The following is a 13,364-nucleotide window of genomic DNA, read 5'->3' on the forward strand; positions in this document are numbered from 1 at the left end:
TGCCCCTCGGCGGATTGGCATACTTTGTCCACAAACAGAGGAGTCTGAAGATGGACAAGACAATACGTCGCGGCACGTTCGAAATGAGCGCCGCCATGCTTATCTCGGGGACCATCGGCTGGTTCGTGCTGGTGTCCGGGCAACCGGTACTGGATGTGGTGTTCTGGCGCTGCCTGTTCGGTGCCGGCACGCTGCTGCTGATCTGTGCAGCATTCGGTTTCCTGCGTTCCGGCATCCTGACCCGCACTACCTTCCTGCTGGCCGTGGTCAGCGGGGTGGCGATTGTCGGCAACTGGGTGCTGTTGTTCGCCTCTTATTCCCGCGCTTCGATTGCCATCGGCACGGCGGTTTATAACGTGCAGCCATTTATGTTGGTGGGGTTGGCCGCAGTGTTCCTCAACGAAAAAATCACCCTGCAGAAAATGGCCTGGCTGGGTGTTTCGTTTCTGGGAATGCTGGCGATTGTCAGTGCCCATGGCGGGCAGGGCGAGAGTGGTAACGAGTACCTGGTCGGCATTGTTCTGGCGCTGGGTGCTGCGTTTCTTTACGCAATTGCGGCGTTGATCATCAAACGCCTGACCGGCACACCGCCGCATCTGATCGCCCTGATTCAAGTCAGCACCGGCGTGTTGTTGCTGGCGCCATTCGCGCACTTTTCTGCTTTGCCACAGGCACCGAGTGCGTGGGCCAGCCTGGTGACGTTGGGGATCGTCCACACCGGCGTGATGTACGTGCTGCTATATGGCGCAATTCAGAAACTGCCGACGGCATTGACTGGTGCGCTGTCATTTATCTACCCGATTGCGGCGATTTTCGTCGACTGGTTCGCCTTCGGCCATCGTCTGGAACCGCTGCAATGGATCGGCGTAGCGGCGATCCTGCTGGCGGCAGCCGGCATGCAACAGGGCTGGAGCCTGAAGTTTCGTCGCTCGGTTACCCAATAAACCGGTGTCAGATGTTCCAGTGTGGCGCAGTCTTGGCCAATCGCTGACGCATCTCGCCGATGTTGATGGCCAGTTGGCGGATCAACAGTCGGTAGCCGTCCAGCGGGTTGTAGATCGGTGCGTCAAGTGCAGAGTCCGGCAATTCCATGGGGCGATTAAGTCGCTGGAACGAACCGGTCTTCAGCGCCCGGGCCATACCAATCAACTGCACCCGAATCAGCCGATGTTCCGCTTTCAATTCTGCTTGCAGATGCGCCATGGCCTCGGGATCACTGGAATCGGGTCGGATGTTGCCAAGAATCTCCAGCGTGCTGACGCACAGCCGCAAGTGACGCTGAATGGCATCCAGTTCGGTCATGGAAATCTTCACTTCCTTGGACACCGACGGCATCAGCGAGCGTAGCTGCACCATCACGTTATTCAGCCGTCCCATGAGCTTGAGGTGTTCGTCAGCCGTCACGGGGTGGCCGCTGATGATCCGTCCATACACCGTCGCGCAATCACGCAAGGCATCGGCCAGGTTGTAGCGCCAGGAATAAACTGCGTAAAGCGGCAGGGCGAAGGAAAACGCCAGGGCCAAGGCAATGCCGATCAGGATATCGACCCCGCGCCATAATCCGTCGGAGACCGGATTGTCACCATGCCCCGCGACGATGAACACGGTAATGCCGGCCAGCAGCGCTGTATAACCACCCTTGCCGATGGCGTGGTACGAGAAAAATCCGCAAATCACTGCCATGGCGAAATAGGTTAGCCAGGGCATCCCGAGCCAGGCCTGTTGCACCACCAACACCAGCCCGATAGCGGCCCCGACCAAGGTGCCAATGGCACGCTCTCCAGCTTTTTTGCCGATATTGCCGTGATGCTGCAAACCGCCAATGACCACCAGCATTGTCACCGACGCCCACTCTCCGTGGGGCAGATGGATGCCGGTGGTCAGCAGAATAGAGGCGAGCAGTCCGAGGGATACCCGTACGGCATGGATCACTTTGGCGTGGCGATAGCGCCGGTACGGGTCCAGCAACGGACGAAGCAGCCGGCGCACCAGTGGGGGCAAACGATGGGCTGTCGATGTGTTCAGGCCAGGTATCCTCAGAAAATGTAATCGGTGGTCAGGAAACTCGAACTGCGGCCGCTGATGATCTCGCTGATCAAGTCCTTGTTGGCTTCCTGAAACTTGGTCGCCACTAGAGTCCGGATCGAAAACACCCGCAACGCGTCATGCACCGACAAGGTGCCCTCGGCGGAGTTCTTGCGACCATTGAAGGGGTAGGTGTCGGGGCCGCGCTGGCACTGGGCGTTGAGGTTGATGCGCCCAACCTGATTGGCAAAGGTGTCGACCAGTCGGCCGACCGCGACGGGATTGGTGCCGAAGATGCTCAACTGCTGGCCGAAGTCCGATTCCAGGACGTAGTCGATCACCGTGTCCAGATGCCGGTACGGCACGATCGGCACCACCGGGCCGAACTGTTCTTCCTGGTAGACGCGCATCTGCGGGTTCACCGGGTACAACACCGCCGGGTAGAAGAACGACGCGCGAGCCTCGCCACCGTTGGGATTCACCACTTTCGCGCCTTTGGCGACGGCATCCGCCACCAGCAAATGAAGGTAATCGACCTTGCCCGATTCCGGCAGCGGCGTCAGGGCCACGCCGCTGTCCCACGGCATGCCGGGTTTGAGCATGGCGAGTTTGGCGTTGAATTTTTCGATGAAAGCATCCACGACGTCTTCATGGACGAAGAGAATTTTCAGTGCAGTGCAGCGCTGACCATTAAAAGACAACGAACCGGTGACCGCCTCGCTAACCGCGTTATCCAGATCCACCTCTGGCAGGACGATTCCGGGATTCTTCGCATCCAGACCCAGCGCCGCACGCAAGCGGTGCGGTTTTGGATGCAGTTTCTTAAGGTCGCTGGCAGCCTTGTTGGTGCCGATAAACGCAAAAATATCGATTTTGCCGCTGGCCATCAGTGCGCTGACGGTCTCGCGACCGCTGCCGTAGATCACGTTGATCACCCCGGCCGGGAAGCTGTCGCGGAACGCTTCGAGCAGCGGACGGATCAGCAGCACGCCGAGTTTGGCCGGCTTGAACACCACGGTATTGCCCATGATCAGCGCCGGGATCAGTGTGGTGAAGGTTTCGTTCAGCGGATAGTTGTAGGGGCCCATGCACAAGGCCACACCCAGCGGTACGCGGCGGATCTGGCCAAGGGTGTCCTGCTCCAGTTCGAAACGGCTGGAGCGGCGATCGAGTTCCTTGAGGGCGTTGATGGTGTCGACGATGTAATCGCAGGTGCGGTCGAACTCTTTCTCCGAGTCCTTGAGGTTCTTGCCGATTTCCCACATCAGCAACTTGACCACCGACTCGCGCTGCTCGCGCATGTGCTTCAGGAACGTTTCGACGTGCTGGATACGCTCGGCCACGCGCATGGTCGGCCACAAACCCTGGCCTCGGTCATACGCACGGACGGCGGCGTCGAGTGCGGTCAGTGCGGTTTCGGCATCCAGCAGCGGTGTGCTGCCGAGGATCACTTGTTCATCACCGTTCGCGCCGCTGAGGTAAACCGGGCTGCGGACCTGGGCGAGGGGGCCGGGCCAGGTTTTCAGGACGCCGTCGACCAGGTATTCACGCTGTTCGGTCGGGCCGTCGAGTCGGTATTTTTCCGGGATGCTGCCGGCCTCGGGAAACAGGTTGCAAAGGATATTCGCTGTGGTCATGTCGCTACCCCGTGTGAGATTTCGGCGGTGTGCTGGTGGCTTGCCGTTGGATTGCGCTTCAAGGGTTATACGCCTTAATGACTCGATTTTTTACATCAATCGAGCGGCGGACAGGCAGGGCAGAGGGGTCGAGGATCTGAGTCTTGTGTCTCAAGCGTAGACCGCTTTGCCCGGTTCTTGTAACCGGACTTTTGACCTGAGCCCAGACAATGGCCGGTGCTGCGGTTAAACTTCGCGCTCTTTCTTAAGGAGTTCATATGAGTCATTACCAGCCGGGCATCCTCGCCACCCCCGTTCCGCTTCAAGCCCGTCATATGTTCTTCGCCCTCGAGTCCGCCGCTGCGCTGCCGGCCGCGCTCGACCAATTGATGCAACTGGTGGATGGCAAGTCGGCTGTGGTTGGCTTCGGTGAATCCCTGGTCAAAGCTCTGGACGGCAATATAGAAGGGCTGCGGGCGTTCCCGGCGCTGACCGGCGTTGGCGTTGACAACCCGTCGACCCAACACGCGCTGTGGTGCTGGTTGCACGGCGTCGATCGTGGTGAATTACTCAATCGCAGCAACGCTTTTGAAGCGGCATTGGCGCCGGCCTTTCGTTTGGTGCAGGTCACAGAAGGCTTCCGCCACCGCGACGGCCACGACCTGACCGGCTACGAAGACGGCACCGAAAACCCGCGCGACGAAGCCGCTGCAGCGGCCGCACTGGTGGCTGAAGGCGCTGAGGGCATGGTCGGCGGCAGCTTCGCCGCGATCCAGCAATGGCAGCATGACCTCAAGGGTTTCCACGCCATGCCATCCCATGAAACCGACGACATTATGGGTCGTCGCCTGAGCGACAACGAAGAGCTCGATGACGCGCCAATCTCTGCCCACGTCAAGCGCACCGCTCAGGAAAGCTTCGTGCCCGAGGCGTTCATCGTCCGTCGTTCGATGCCGTGGATCGAAGGCGAACGCGCTGGCCTGATGTTCCTCGCGTTCGGTTTCTCCCTCGATGCTTTTGAAGTCCAGTTGCGACGCATGAGTGGTCTGGAAGACGGCATCACCGACGGTTTGTACCGCATCAGCCGGCCGATCACCGGTGGTTACTACTGGTGCCCGCCACTCAAAGATGGTCATCTCGACCTGCGCGCTCTGCGCATCGGCAGCACTCCCTTGTAGGAGCTGGCTTGCCAGCGATGCGGTGTGTCAGACACACCGCATCGCCTGATTCGCCAGCAAGCCGGCTCCTACAGGTCCGCGAGTGCGGTGTGTCTGGTTGCTCGAATCTATCGTTATGCTCAAACAGTATTTCTCAAGCCATTCGTTAGAACTCTAAGATCACGTCATAACTCGTTATGACAAGTGATCTTCATGACCGATAACGTTCTATCTCTCAGTAGCGTTCCGCTTCACACCCAACTGCGGGACGTTCTGCGTGCGCGCATTCTCGACGGAGAATACCCGCAAGACAGCCAGATGCCTTCCGAAAGCGAGCTCGGCGCGCTGTTCAAAGTCAGCCGCATCACCGTGCGCCAGGCCCTCGGTGATCTGCAAAAGGAAGGGTTGATCTTCAAGATCCACGGCAAAGGCACTTTCGTCGCCAAGCCGAAAACCTTCCAGAACGTCAGCACCCTGCAAGGCCTGGCCGAGTCCATGACCGGTCGCGGCTATGAGGTGATCAACCGCCTGCGCAGCTTCAAATTCATTGCCGCCGACAAACTGGTTGCCGAACGTCTGCAGGTCGCCGAAGGCGAGACCGTGGCGCAGATCAAGCGGGTTCGCCTGATCAACCGCGAGCCGATTTCGCTGGAAATCACCTATCTGCCCAAAGTCATTGGCGAACGTCTGGAGAAGGCTGATCTGGTCACCCGCGACATTTTCCTGATCCTCGAAAACGACTGCGGCCTGGCTCTCGGCCACGCCGACCTGGCCATCGATGCGGTGCTGGCCGACAGCGACCTGACCCAGGCGCTGAACGTCGAACCCGGCTCGCCGATCATGCGCATCGAGCGCCTGACCCACGATGCTGAAGGGCGGCCCGTGGACTTCGAGCACCTTTATTACCGTGGCGATGCGTTCCAGTACCGCCTGCGGATCGACCGGCAAAAAGGGGCGCAGGCATGACCCGAACGACTCTCGAACAGGAATACGACATCGTCGTGATTGGCGGCGGCACTGCCGGACCCATGGCCGCGATCAAGGCCAAGGAACGCAACCGCGATCTGCGCGTGTTGCTGATCGACAAGGCCAACGTCAAGCGCAGCGGCGCGATCAGCATGGGCATGGATGGCCTGAACAACGCGATCATCCCTGGTCACTCGACGCCGGAGCAGTACACCAAGGAAATCACCATCGCCAACGACGGCATCGTCAATCAGGCCGCCGTCTATGCCTACGCGACCCACAGCTTCGAAACCATCGAGCAACTGGACCGCTGGGGCGTGAAGTTCGAAAAGGACGAAACCGGCGACTACGCGGTGAAAAAAGTCCACCACATGGGCGCCTACGTGCTGCCGATGCCGGAAGGGCACGACATCAAGAAAGTTCTCTATCGCCAGTTGAAGCGGGCGCGGGTGAGCATCACCAATCGCCTGGTATGCACCCGTTTGCTGACGGACGAAGAGGGCGCAGTGAACGGCGTGATGGGCTTCGATTGCCGCACCGCCGACTTCCATGTGATCAAGGCCAAAGCGGTGATTCTGGCCTGCGGTGCCGCCGGGCGTTTGGGGCTGCCATCTTCGGGTTACCTGATGGGCACCTACGAAAACCCGACCAATGCCGGTGACGGTTACGCCATGGCTTATCACGCAGGGGCCGAGTTGGCGAATCTGGAATGCTTCCAGATCAACCCGTTGATCAAGGACTACAACGGCCCGGCCTGCGCCTACGTCACCGGCCCGCTGGGTGGCTACACCGCCAACAACAAGGGCGAGCGCTTCATCGAGTGTGATTACTGGAGCGGGCAGATGATGTGGGAGTTCCACCAGGAACTCGAAAGCGGCAACGGCCCGGTGTTCCTCAAGCTCGATCACCTGGCCGAGGAAACCATCCAGAACATCGAAGAAATCCTGCACAGCAACGAACGACCGAGTCGCGGTCAGTTCCACGCCAATCGCGGCACCGATTACCGCACGCAAATGGTCGAGATGCACATCTCCGAGATCGGGTTTTGCAGCGGGCATTCGGCATCGGGGGTGTGGGTCAACGAGAAGGCCGAGACTTCGGTCAAGGGTTTGTACTCGGCCGGCGACATGGCAGCGGTGCCGCACAACTACATGCTTGGTGCGTTTACCTATGGCTGGTTTGCCGGCAACAACGCGGCGGACTTTGTCGCTGGCCGCGAGTTTTCAGCGCTGGATGCCGAGCAGATCGAAACCGAAAAACAACGGGTCTACGCACCGCTGGACCGTGAACACGGCCTGCCACCGGCCCAGGTCGAGTACAAGCTGCGTCGTTTCGTCAACGACTACCTGCAACCGCCGAAAGTGACCAAGAAGATGCAAATCGGCCTGCAACGTTTCAGCGATATCCAGCGCGATCTCGATCAGATCAAGGCCCACAACGCCCACGAGCTGATGCGCGCCATGGAAGTCAGCATGATCCGCGACTGCGCCGAAATGGCTGCCCGAGCGTCGTTATTCCGCGCCGAAAGTCGCTGGGGGCTTTACCACTACCGGGTCGATCATCCTCAGCGCAACGACAGCGACTGGTTCTGCCATTGCCACCTGAAGAAGGGTGAAAACGGCCTGATGACCAGTTTCAAGAAAGCCGTCGAGCCTTACATCATCCCGCTCGACGCCGAAGAAATGCAGGCCTACGACCGGTTGCGGGTCGGTGCCGATGCGGCTTGAAGCCGTCAACCATAGAGAGACCGAAAATGGCCTATCAACCCCAGGAAATCTTCTTCCGCTCCAACGCGCCGGTCACGGTCGACGAGGACCTGTGCATCGCCCACAAGGGCTGCACCGTGTGCGTCGACGTCTGCCCGATGGACTTGCTGGCGATCAACCCGGCCACGCAAAAAGCCTACATGGCGTTCGATGAATGCTGGTACTGCATGCCGTGTGAAAAGGATTGCCCGACCGGGGCGGTGAAAGTGGATATCCCTTATTTATTGCGTTGAATGACAGGACGCCATCGCTGGCAAGCCAGCTCCCACAGGGATTTGCAGTGGGGTACAGATTTCGCAGGCACCAGAGAATTTTGTGGGAGCTGGCTTGCCAGCGATGAGGTCAGCCCAGACAACCCAAAAAGCTACCCGATAACCCCGGACGCTTGCTTCAAGACACCCCTCGTTTCCCACCACGCCCTGATCGTGGCGGAGACGAACATCCTATAAATGATTCGAGGGGATATACCCATGCTCTTGCGTGCAGCGTTTGCCGGTCTGGTACTGGCCTCATTCACTTTGTCGGCTTCGGCCGAAACCATTCGCATCGCCATCGGCACCCAGGACACCACGATCAACTGCGCCGCCGGCGGTTTGTTGATTCGCGAACTGGGCCTGCTGGACAAATACCTGCCCCACGACGGTCAGTACAAAGACGCCAAATACGATATCGAGTGGAAAAACTTCACCAGTGGCGCGCCGCTGACTAACGAAATGGTCGCCGGCAAACTCGACTTCGGCGCCATGGCCGATTTCCCCGGTTCGTTCAACGGCGTGGCGTTTGAAACGGCGGGTAAGCACAGCCTGTTTATCAGCGTGCTGTCCGGCAGCACCAAGGGCAGCGGCAACGGCATTGTGGTGCCGAGTGCCTCGGGCGTGCAGTCGTTGGCGGAGCTGAAAGGCAAGACCATTTCCGTGCCGTTCGCCTCGACCGCCCATGGCATGTTGTTGCGTGCGGTGGCGGCGCAGGGTTGGGATCCGTTGAAGGACGTGAACATCATCGCCCAGCCACCGGAAGTCGCCGGTTCCGCATTGCAGGCCGGCAAGATCGACGCCCACGCTGATTTCGTACCGTTCGCCGAGTTGTTCCCGAGCCGCGGATTCGCGCGCAAGATTTATGACGGATCCCAAGCGGGCGCGCCGACGTTCCATGGCGCGTTGGTGGATCAGAGCTACGCGAAAAAATACCCGGAAATTGTCGTCGCCTATCTGCGCGCCAGCATCGAAGCCAACCAGTTGCTCGCCGCTGAACCGGAGAAATACAGCGAGTTGATCGCCAAAGTCACCGGCGTCGATGCCGAGGTCAATTACCTGTTCCACGGGCCGCTCGGCGTACAGACCCGCGACCTGAGCTGGAAACCGGAATACCGTCAGGCCGTCGGCACCGCTATCGACACCCTCAAGCTATTGAAGAAGGCTGATCGCGGTCTCGACCTGAATACCTTCATCGACGACCAGTACATCCGCGCCGCCTTCAAAGCCTCGAACCTCGACTACAGCGCACAACTGGCCAACTACGCGCAGACGCCGTTAAACGCCGTCGATGCCGCCAGTGGCAAAGCCATCACCGACTTCGGTCATGTGGCCGAGATCTGGGTGCGCGGCGAGCCGAAAGTCCGCCAGTACGCCTCGGCGGAAACCGCGTTCACCGCATTGGCTGCGCTGAAGCAGGAAGGCAAAAACATCCGTGCGGTGTATGCGCAGGCGAGCGATAGCGGCATCAAGTTGCTGGCGGATCAGGCGTGGTTTGCCAGTGATGCGAAAGGGCGGCTCAGCGCATTCCTGCTCAAAGGCCAGGCCCAGCAATTCGCCTCGGCCCAGGGCGGTAAGGTGTTTGACTTTACCGATGCCACCACACAGGCCGTGGCCGTGCGCTAACCCTGTAGGAGTCGGCTTGCTGGCGATTGCGATATGACATTCAACATCGATGCCGGCTGTCCAATCGTCAGTCGCCAGCATGCCGGCTCCTACAGGTTTGAGTTGAGAGGAAGAATTGTGTACGGATCATTTTTTCGCTGGATACCCAGAGCGGCTTCACTGGTTTTCTGCCTGTTGTTCTGGCAACTCGCCGCCAGCCACCACTGGAACCTCGGCCTGGTGACCTTCGCCAACGTCCCGACACCACTGGCCGTGATCGAAGCCGCGCTCGGCCTTGGCGACTCCGGCAAGCTCGGCCAACACCTGAGCAGCAGCCTCAGCCGGGTCTTCGCTGGCTACCTCGCGGCGTTGATTATCGGCGTTGCTCTGGGACTGGCCATCGGCCGTTCGAAATGGGCCGAAGATTTACTGCTGCCACCGCTGGAAGTGCTGCGCCCGATTCCGGCCGTGGCCTGGATCCCTCTGGCAATCCTGATGTTCCCGTCTTCAGAGTTGTCGATGGTTTTCATCACGTTTACCGGTGCGCTGTTCCCGATCCTGCTCAACACCGTGCACGGCGTAGAAGGCGTCGACCCACGGCTGATCGCTTCGGCGAAAAGCCTCGGGGCAGGGCGCCGGGCGATTCTGCTGGAAGTGATTCTGCCGGGTGCCGCGCCGAGCATCATCACCGGCCTGGCGATCGGCATGGGCACCTCGTGGTTCTGCCTGGTGACCGCCGAGATGATCTCCGGCCAGTACGGCATCGGCTATTACACCTGGGAGTCCTACACCATTCAGAACTATGCCGACATCGTCGTCGGCATGTTGCTGATCGGTGTCCTCGGGATGGGCAGCAGCTTGCTGATCAAACGCCTGGGCGGTTTGTTCACGCCTTGGCATCGACCACGAGGAAAAGCCTGATGAGCGTTTTTCAACACCCGGAAGGGCGCATCGATATTCGCGGTTTGTCGATCAGCCTGGGCGAGGGCAGTGCCGCGTTCGAAGCTGTGCAAGGCCTCGATTGCCAGATCGAACCGGGACAGTTCGTGTGCATTCTCGGGCCGTCCGGTTGCGGCAAATCCACCTTGCTCGGCGCCTTGGCCGGGCATCTGACAACGTTCACCGGAACCCTTAATGTAGACGGTGCACACGTCTCGGGACCTTCGCCACAGCGCGGCATGGTGTTCCAGCATCACACGCTGTTCCCTTGGCGAACCGTGCGCGACAACGTTGCCTTCGGCCTGAAAATGCGTGGCATCGGCAAAGGCGAACGGCACAAAGCCGCCGATGAAATTCTCGCCCTGGTCGGCCTCGAAGGCTTTGCCGAGCGCTGGCCTGATCAGTTGTCCGGTGGCATGCAGCAGCGTGTGGAAATCGCCCGGGTGCTGGTCAACCGTCCACGGCTGTTGTTGATGGATGAGCCGTTCGGCGCGCTCGACGCGTTGACGCGTTTGAACATGCAGGAACTGTTGCTGGACATCTGGACGCGAATTCGCACCACCGTGGTGTTCGTCACCCACGACATCGACGAAGCGCTGTTCCTCGCCGATCGCTTGCTGGTGATGAGCTCGCGTCCCGGGCGGATCATCGAAGACCTGCGTCTCGACTTCCCCCGGCCACGCACCACTGAACTGGTGACCAGCCACGAATTCTCCCGCTTGAAGCGTCACTGCCTCGAATTACTGCGTCACGAAGACGGTCGGCAATTACCGCGCCTGAACCCTCTCGGACTTCCTCCTGAAAACAAACTGCCGCGATTTGCCCTATGACCTCTCTATTCGATGTAACCGATAACGACGACATTCTTGCCCTGCAATCGCGCCTCACCGATGAGGATGCCGGCGTGCGCCGCATCGCCCTGATCGACCTGGCCGATCTGGAAGAACCGGATGGCCTGCTGTGGCTGGTCAATCGACTGGGCGAAGACCCGGCCGAAGAAGTCCGCGCCGAAGCCGCACGGTTGCTGGAAGCCTGGGAAGATGAGCCAGTGGTCGAAGCACTGTGCCAGGCGCTGACCGATCCGTCCGCAGCGGTGCAAGCCGCCGCCGCGCAAAGCCTCAGCCTGCTCAAGAGCGAAGCGGCGGGCCGGGTGATTCTGCCGTGGACGGCGCATGCCGAGATCGGTGTGCGCATCGCGGCGTTCAGGGCCTTGCGCGAGTTGCGCTATCCGGACGCGGCTTCGGCGGCGCTGTTGGCGTTGGGTGATCAGGACGCCAGTGTCCGCCGTGAAGCGGTTGGCGTGCTGGGCTGGCTCAAACAACTGGATGCCTTGCCGGCCCTGGCGCGATTGGCCAGCGCTGACCCGGACACCGAGGTGCGACGCGCGGCCACCGGCGCGCTCGGTCTGGCGTCTGACGGTCACGTTTTGCCGGCCCTGCGACAAGCGTTACAGGATCAGGCCTGGCAAGTGCGTGAGGAGGCTGCCACCACACTGGGAAAAGTCGGACACATCGACGCCGGCCCGGCCCTGGTAGAAGCCTTGAGCGACGATTACTGGCAAGTCCGACTGCGTGCCACCCGCAGCCTCGGTCGCTTGCGCTTCGTTCCAGCCCTCGACGCGCTGATCGAAACCCTCGGCCACCGCATCAGCAACCTGCGCAAGGAAGCCGCCCTGGCCCTCGGCGAATTGAATGAAAAAGGCGCCATCGCGCCGCTACTCGCCGCGCAAGACGACGGCGACCCGGAAGTGCGCAAAGCCGTGCGCATTGCCCTGAGCCAGCTGCAATGAACCCGCTGGCGGTGGGAAATTCCCGGAGTAAACAGCAGCTTCGCTTGAACTGGCCGGATGGTCGCGAGCAGCGGCTGGATCATGCCGAGTTGCGCCGGCAGTGTCCGTGTTCGCAATGCCGGGCGTTTCGGTTGCGAGGGACGCCGCCGCTGGTGGATTCAAGGGTTCAGGTGATCGAAGTGAATTCGCAGGGTTATGGGTTGCAACTGGTGTTCAGTGACGGCCACGAACGCGGGATTTATCCGTGGGCGTATCTGGCCGGGCTTACTCGGTGAATCGAATACCGTTATCGCTGGCAAGCCAGCTCCTACAGTTGATCGGTGCAGCCACAAATCATAGGGTCGCCTGGGCCCCTGTAGGAGCTGGCAAGCCAGCGATGGCAATCTAAAACTCAGCGCAAAATCCAAAGACCAAATCGCCCGCAAGCCGGCTCCTACAGAGCGGGTAGTCAGAAGGATTTGCTGACGCTCGCTACCACCGTCGCGCTGCACACATCGTCGAACCCCCAGTTGCTCGCGCATTGGCTCTTCGACAAATCGGTGTCGATGTAGCTCAGGCCCAGCATCACACCCGCCAGTTCATGGGTCAGCTTGACCTCCCATTCGCGGTACGAATCCTCGGCCTCACCCGAGCTCGAATACAGATGCGGGTCCTTGAAGTCCATCAAGCCGTAACGCAGTTTCAGGCCCACGTCGTAGGGCAGTTCAGTCTCGTAGCCGACGTAGCTGTAGAGCGAGTTCTGCTCGCTGTCGATGCCCGGCGCATCGTCGGAGTAATAGGTGCCGAGTTTCACCCCATAAACGCTGAGAATCCCGTAGACCTCGCTCTGATTGAACTGGCTCTCTTTCGGGTATGAATACTTGAGATAGCCGAGGTCAAGGCTCACATCGTCCGTGGGCTGCCAGAACCAACCGGCGTAGTAATCAACTTCCTGACGGGTCTTCAGTCCGCCACCAAAATCGACGTTGGAAGTCCACGCGCCCAAGTACAGGCCGCTGCTGTGCTGCAGGGTTGCACCGGCCTGCAATGCGGGGTCGTTCTGGGTTTGCGAGATGCCTCGGGTGCGGTAGTCGCTGGCCAGAGTCACATCCATCAGCAACGAAAAATCGTCGTTCAGGACAATGGCCTGGCTGATCAAGGGCAGCATACTCAAGGAACCGAGGGCGATCAGGGTGAAAGCTTTCATGGGGGATCCCGCTATTGTGATTGTTATGGGCAGATTTGAGGCAAGGCTGCACCGGGCCCCGAGT

General features: G+C 60.1%; 13 protein-coding genes. 10 read left to right on the forward strand and 3 right to left on the reverse strand.

Features of this window, described 5'->3' with window-relative positions; genetic code table 11:
- Nucleotides 1–50: 50 nt before the first annotated feature.
- Nucleotides 51–944 (forward strand): DMT family transporter, encoded by an 894-nt coding sequence (locus tag ABVN21_RS07170; protein WP_339556136.1) that lies wholly within the window; start codon nt 51–53, stop codon nt 942–944.
- 7 nt (nt 945–951) lie between these two features.
- Here ABVN21_RS07170 and ABVN21_RS07175 read toward each other — a convergent pair whose 3' ends face one another.
- Both ABVN21_RS07175 and ABVN21_RS07180 read right to left on the reverse strand, forming a co-directional pair.
- A complete protein-coding gene (locus ABVN21_RS07175; protein ID WP_339556177.1) occupies nt 952–1,992 on the reverse strand; it encodes an FUSC family protein in 1,041 nt (346 codons plus the stop codon).
- A 44-nt stretch (nt 1,993–2,036) separates the two neighbouring features.
- The gene (locus tag ABVN21_RS07180) at nt 2,037–3,662 is read right to left on the reverse strand and encodes an NADP-dependent glyceraldehyde-3-phosphate dehydrogenase (protein ID WP_339556137.1); all 1,626 of its coding nucleotides are present in this window, start codon (nt 3,660–3,662) and stop codon (nt 2,037–2,039) included.
- A gap of 257 nt (nt 3,663–3,919) precedes the next feature.
- Here ABVN21_RS07180 and ABVN21_RS07185 point away from each other — a divergent pair, with 257 nt between their 5' ends.
- The 9 genes from ABVN21_RS07185 to ABVN21_RS07225 all read left to right on the forward strand — a co-directional run bounded on the left by ABVN21_RS07185 (nt 3,920) and on the right by ABVN21_RS07225 (nt 12,389).
- A complete protein-coding gene (locus ABVN21_RS07185) occupies nt 3,920–4,819 on the forward strand; it encodes a Dyp-type peroxidase (protein ID WP_339556138.1) in 900 nt (299 codons plus the stop codon).
- 192 nt (nt 4,820–5,011) lie between these two features.
- Nucleotides 5,012–5,764, forward strand: a complete 753-nt coding sequence (locus ABVN21_RS07190) for a GntR family transcriptional regulator (RefSeq protein ID WP_339556139.1) — start codon at nt 5,012–5,014, stop codon at nt 5,762–5,764.
- A complete protein-coding gene (locus ABVN21_RS07195; protein WP_339556140.1) occupies nt 5,761–7,491 on the forward strand; it encodes a fumarate reductase/succinate dehydrogenase flavoprotein subunit in 1,731 nt (576 codons plus the stop codon). The genes ABVN21_RS07190 and ABVN21_RS07195 overlap by 4 nt, the downstream gene beginning before the upstream one ends.
- Nucleotides 7,492–7,517: 26 nt before the next feature.
- Nucleotides 7,518–7,763, forward strand: coding sequence for a ferredoxin family protein (locus ABVN21_RS07200; RefSeq protein ID WP_008060065.1), 246 nt, complete (start codon nt 7,518–7,520; stop codon nt 7,761–7,763).
- A 237-nt stretch (nt 7,764–8,000) separates the two neighbouring features.
- Nucleotides 8,001–9,407 carry an ABC transporter substrate-binding protein gene (locus ABVN21_RS07205; protein WP_339556141.1) on the forward strand — a complete coding sequence of 469 codons (1,407 nt, stop codon included), beginning with the start codon at nt 8,001–8,003 and terminating at the stop codon, nt 9,405–9,407.
- Between the two features lie 117 nt (nt 9,408–9,524).
- A complete protein-coding gene (locus ABVN21_RS07210) occupies nt 9,525–10,307 on the forward strand; it encodes an ABC transporter permease (RefSeq protein ID WP_339556142.1) in 783 nt (260 codons plus the stop codon).
- Complete coding sequence (locus tag ABVN21_RS07215; RefSeq protein ID WP_339556143.1) at nt 10,307–11,155, forward strand: ABC transporter ATP-binding protein; 849 nt, start codon at nt 10,307–10,309, stop codon at nt 11,153–11,155. The genes ABVN21_RS07210 and ABVN21_RS07215 overlap by 1 nt, the downstream gene beginning before the upstream one ends.
- On the forward strand, nt 11,152–12,114 hold the full coding sequence (locus tag ABVN21_RS07220) for a HEAT repeat domain-containing protein (RefSeq protein WP_339556144.1): 963 nt from the start codon (nt 11,152–11,154) through the stop codon (nt 12,112–12,114). The genes ABVN21_RS07215 and ABVN21_RS07220 overlap by 4 nt, the downstream gene beginning before the upstream one ends.
- On the forward strand, nt 12,111–12,389 hold the full coding sequence (locus tag ABVN21_RS07225) for a DUF971 domain-containing protein (RefSeq protein WP_339556145.1): 279 nt from the start codon (nt 12,111–12,113) through the stop codon (nt 12,387–12,389). Before ABVN21_RS07220 ends, ABVN21_RS07225 begins: the two co-directional genes overlap by 4 nt.
- A 173-nt stretch (nt 12,390–12,562) precedes the next feature.
- Here ABVN21_RS07225 and ABVN21_RS07230 read toward each other — a convergent pair whose 3' ends face one another.
- Nucleotides 12,563–13,300 (reverse strand): TorF family putative porin, encoded by a 738-nt coding sequence (locus tag ABVN21_RS07230; protein ID WP_339556146.1) that lies wholly within the window; start codon nt 13,298–13,300, stop codon nt 12,563–12,565.
- Nucleotides 13,301–13,364: the final 64 nt, after the last annotated feature.

The sequence above is a fragment of the Pseudomonas sp. MYb327 genome (assembly GCF_040438925.1).
GTDB lineage: Bacteria > Pseudomonadota > Gammaproteobacteria > Pseudomonadales > Pseudomonadaceae > Aquipseudomonas.

Bases quoted from the DNA above. Each gene is read 5' to 3' on its own strand.
- ABVN21_RS07170 (WP_339556136.1), top strand. From the start codon at position 51: ATGGACAAGACAATACGTCGCGGCACGTTCGAAATGAGCGCCGCCATG.
- ABVN21_RS07180 (WP_339556137.1), bottom strand. From the start codon at position 3,662: ATGACCACAGCGAATATCCTTTGCAACCTGTTTCCCGAGGCCGGCAGC.
- ABVN21_RS07185 (WP_339556138.1), top strand. From the start codon at position 3,920: ATGAGTCATTACCAGCCGGGCATCCTCGCCACCCCCGTTCCGCTTCAA.
- ABVN21_RS07190 (WP_339556139.1), top strand. From the start codon at position 5,012: ATGACCGATAACGTTCTATCTCTCAGTAGCGTTCCGCTTCACACCCAA.
- ABVN21_RS07195 (WP_339556140.1), top strand. From the start codon at position 5,761: ATGACCCGAACGACTCTCGAACAGGAATACGACATCGTCGTGATTGGC.
- ABVN21_RS07200 (WP_008060065.1), top strand. From the start codon at position 7,518: ATGGCCTATCAACCCCAGGAAATCTTCTTCCGCTCCAACGCGCCGGTC.
- ABVN21_RS07205 (WP_339556141.1), top strand. From the start codon at position 8,001: ATGCTCTTGCGTGCAGCGTTTGCCGGTCTGGTACTGGCCTCATTCACT.
- ABVN21_RS07215 (WP_339556143.1), top strand. From the start codon at position 10,307: ATGAGCGTTTTTCAACACCCGGAAGGGCGCATCGATATTCGCGGTTTG.
- ABVN21_RS07220 (WP_339556144.1), top strand. From the start codon at position 11,152: ATGACCTCTCTATTCGATGTAACCGATAACGACGACATTCTTGCCCTG.
- ABVN21_RS07225 (WP_339556145.1), top strand. From the start codon at position 12,111: ATGAACCCGCTGGCGGTGGGAAATTCCCGGAGTAAACAGCAGCTTCGC.
- ABVN21_RS07230 (WP_339556146.1), bottom strand. From the start codon at position 13,300: ATGAAAGCTTTCACCCTGATCGCCCTCGGTTCCTTGAGTATGCTGCCC.